Origin of the sequence: Xanthomarina spongicola (assembly GCF_003148645.1) — a bacterium.
Taxonomy (GTDB): Bacteria; Bacteroidota; Bacteroidia; order Flavobacteriales; family Flavobacteriaceae; genus Xanthomarina; species Xanthomarina spongicola.
Window position 1 is genome coordinate 1 of the sequence record NZ_QGGP01000016.1, and the last position, 4471, is coordinate 4471.

Annotated in this window: 1 pseudogene; it reads right to left on the reverse strand. The window is 37.6% G+C overall.

From position 1 onward, the window contains the following. Positions 1-4471, reverse strand: a pseudogene (locus LX78_RS14855) (hypothetical protein); the annotation flags it as partial.

Here is a 4471-nt window from a genome sequence, read left to right on the forward strand (position 1 = left end):
GCAAAGGTTCCACCTGTTGTTCCTATGATTTCGGCAGTTCCTCCATCGCAAGTTGCTGTCATTAAAAATGATGCATCTTCTGCTGGTAAAACAGTAACATCTTGAGTGCTACTTGAAGCACATTCACTATCGCTTGTTGTATACTCAACAGTATAAGTCATCCCTGAAACACCTCCAGTAATCTCTCCTGTTGATGGGTCTATACTAGCTCCATCTCCTGGCTCTGGGTTGAACGCAAAGGTTCCACCTGTTGTTCCTATGATTTCGGCAGTTCCTCCATCGCAAGTTGCTGTCATTAAAAATGATGCATCTTCTGCTGGTAAAACAGTAACATCTTGAGTGCTACTTGAAGCACATTCACTATCGCTTGTTGTATACTCAACAGTATAAGTCATCCCTGAAACACCTCCAGTAATCTCTCCTGTTGATGGGTCTATACTAGCTCCATCTCCTGGCTCTGGGTTGAACGCAAAGGTTCCACCTGTTGTTCCTATGATTTCGGCAGTTCCTCCATCGCAAGTTGCTGTCATTAAAAATGATGCATCTTCTGCTGGTAAAACAGTAACATCTTGAGTGCTACTTGAAGCACATTCACTATCGCTTGTTGTATACTCAACAGTATAAGTCATCCCTGAAACACCTCCAGTAATCTCTCCTGTTGATGGGTCTATACTAGCTCCATCTCCTGGCTCTGGGTTGAACGCAAAGGTTCCACCTGTTGTTCCTATGATTTCGGCAGTTCCTCCATCGCAAGTTGCTGTCATTAAAAATGATGCATCTTCTGCTGGTAAAACAGTAACATCTTGAGTGCTACTTGAAGCACATTCACTATCGCTTGTTGTATACTCAACAGTATAAGTCATCCCTGAAACACCTCCAGTAATCTCTCCTGTTGATGGGTCTATACTAGCTCCATCTCCTGGCTCTGGGTTGAACGCAAAGGTTCCTCCTGTTGTTCCTGTAATTTCCGCTATTCCTCCATCACAAGTTGCTGTCATTGTAAATGAAGCGTCTTCAGAGTCTAAAACTGTAACATCCTGTGTACTTGATGCTGAACATTCACTATTGCTCGTTGTATATTCAACTGTATAGGTTGTACCCGAAACACCTCCAGAAATTTCACCTGTTGATGGGTCTATAGTTGCGCCATCTCCTGGCTCTGGGTTTAATGCAAAGGTTCCTCCTGTTGTTCCTATAATTTCTGCTATTCCTCCATCACAAGTTGCTGTCATTGTAAATGAAGCGTCTTCAGAGTCTAAAACTGTAACATCCTGTGTACTGCTTGCTCCACAATCACCTGTTATGATATATTCAACAGTATATGTCATTCCTGAAACACCATTTGTTATAGTTCCTGTTGTAGGGTCAATTGTAGCACCATCTCCAGGTTCTGGGTTTAAGGAAAAGGTTCCTCCTTCATCTCCAGTAATTTCAGCTGTCCCTCCATCACAAGTTGCTGTCATTGTAAACGAAGCATCACCTTGAGATCCTTCAACTGTAACTGTTACATCATCTGTAATAGTTGCAGTACCACCTGTACATAAATCGTATGTTACTGAAGCTGTATATGTAGTTGTTACACTAGGAGACACTGTAATCGTTTCACTATTTCCTAATGACGTTGCTCCATCAAACCATTCAAAAACAAAGCTAGGAGTATCTTCGTAAGGTGCAAACCTCCATGACTCTTGTTCTGTTACTGTCCAAGGTCCAGTATTTCTAGCAGGTGGAGTAAATGCTATATCTCCGGCAATATTTTGAACACCTATAACAGCATTACCACTATTCCATGTTGTACATGTTGGTTTATCAAATACATTAATATCAATATTATTAGATGATTCGTATAATATAATCTGGCTACTTGATAATAAATCAGTACAACTATAATGGCAAACACCAGTATAATTTACTACGAACATTCTATAAGGAGCTGTCCCTATTACTAAATAATTAATATCTCCACAAACACTAGGATCAATATCATGACCAACACCAAATATATTGGCTTGAGATAATGTACCATTCGTATTATTTGGTAATGTTTCTGTAAATGGCCATCCATTATAACCTCCAGCATTTTCTAATTCGAAAGATAATACACCATTAGATCCAATAAGAATTTGGTCGTAGACATCACCAAAGAAACAGAATTCAAATCCAATATTAATTACGTCAGACCATACATCATCTGTATTTATACTTGTTCCTGTTCCTCCTACTGTGGAAGGAAGTGGGCAAGTATCTAAACCATTTATTATATAATTATTTGTGTCTTGACCAAATAAATGATAAACAGCTGTTAAATCAGTAGATTCATCACAATTTACAGAATTGTCCTCACCAGCGTATATTATTGAACATTGATTAGGTGGTGGTGGACAAATAAATGTTATAGGACTACTTATTACATCGCACGTATCATCATCAGATTTTATTGTCGTTATGGTAACCACTGTATTTGCAGCATAAGGTCCCATAGTAATAATTCCAGCAGCTGTAGCTGTTTGAGCTGGACTACCTTGATCGTCTGTTATAATAATTGAAGCAGAACCAATTAGGTCGGCAATATTAACTTCTATTACGAAATCTGGATTATTAGGGTCTGTATCACAATCTCCTATAGCATTAAATGTCACTACATGTGGAATACAAATTGTTTTGAAACTTTGTTCTGTACAATTTTGAGCAGGACCATTATCATTATATGGAGTAACCGTTACATAATATGTTGTTGCATTAGTTAAAATTCCTGGATTGTAAGTTAACACATTCCCTACATCAACGTTATCAGCAATGTCTGTTCCTCCTGGAGTAGTACCAATAGAAATGGTATAACCAGTTACTATTATAGATGCTGGAGACCAAGTTATGGTTGAGTTGGTAGCAACATCAATAGCTCCATCGGCAGGTGCAATTAAATCAGCATTACAATTTGGTGGTGCAGTGGCATCAAAACAAGATACATCAAAATCCCATTCTACTCGAGATCCACTACTACAACTTATAGAACCATCTGCTTCGTAAAACATGACCATTCTATCTGTTGTTGAATATAATGATAAGCCAGCCAAGTTTCCTCCCGCTCCAGTTCCTTGATAAATAAGTGTTCCGTCTCCTTCTTCAATTCTAATGGTATCGCAACAAGTCTCAATTGTTCCTGAATTAAAGAACATGTTTAAAGGACTGCCGTCTGAACTTTGGAAACTGAAAATTTCTGTCCACATAGGAATTCCATTTTCATAACAGAAAACTGTATTTAATATTTGATTATTAGCACAATCTATTATTTGATTTGGATCGGCTCTAGTTGTAAAACTTTCTTCGGTACAATTGGTAGCATTGCCATTATCGTTATATGGTATAATAGTTACATAATACGTTGTTTCGTAATTTAATGTTCCTAAATCATAGGTTAATACATTTCCAACATCTACACCATCTAAAACGTCTGTTCCTCCAGGTGTGGTTCCCACATATAATGTATATCCAGTAACAAAAATAGTTGCTGGAGTCCAAGTTAAATTTGTATTTTCACTAACATCTATAGCACCATTTAATGGGTCCGTTAAAGTGGCATTACAATTTGGTAATGCTGAAGTGTCTATACATGACACATCGAAATCCCATTCAATTCTACTACCACTACTACAACTAACCGAACCATCTGCTTCATAAAACATCACTATTCTATCACTTGTAGAGTTTATAGACAAGCCAGCTAAATCTCCTGCTGCTCCTGTTCCTTCATATATTAGAGTCCCATCTCCTTCTTCTAATCTTATTGTATCACAACAGTTTTCTATGGTTCCTGAATTAAAAAATAAATTTAATGGACTACCATCAGAACTTTGGAAACTGAAAATTTCTGTCCACATAGGAATTCCATTTTCATAACAGAAAACCGTATTTAAAATTTGATTATTAGCACAATCTATTATTTGATTTGGATCTAGTCTAGTTGTAAAACTTTCTTCATTACAATTGACTGCTGGTCCATTATCGTTATATGGTATTATGGTTACATAATACGTTGTTTCGTAATTTAAATTATCTGGTAGATTATAAGTCAATACATCTCCTACATCTACACCATCTAATATATCTGTTCCTCCTGGAGTTGTACCCATATATAAGGTATAACCTGTGACAAATACACTAGCTGCCGACCAAGTTAAATTCGTGTTTTCACTCACTCCTACTGCTCCGTTTAATGGGTCTGTTAAGGACGCATTACAGTTTGGTAAGGCTGTGGTATCAACACAAAATACATCAAAATTCCAAGGATTGGTTGTACAACTAATGCCTGATCCATCTGAGGTTACACCTATTGTAATGGTGTCGCCTGAAGATACAAACTGTAATCCTGCTAAGTTTCCTGCTGCGCCATAAGGTGTTGCTGCATTTAAGTTGGTAACACCATCTGAATCTAATACAATTAACTCATCCCAGTTATTTTCTGTACTTCCTG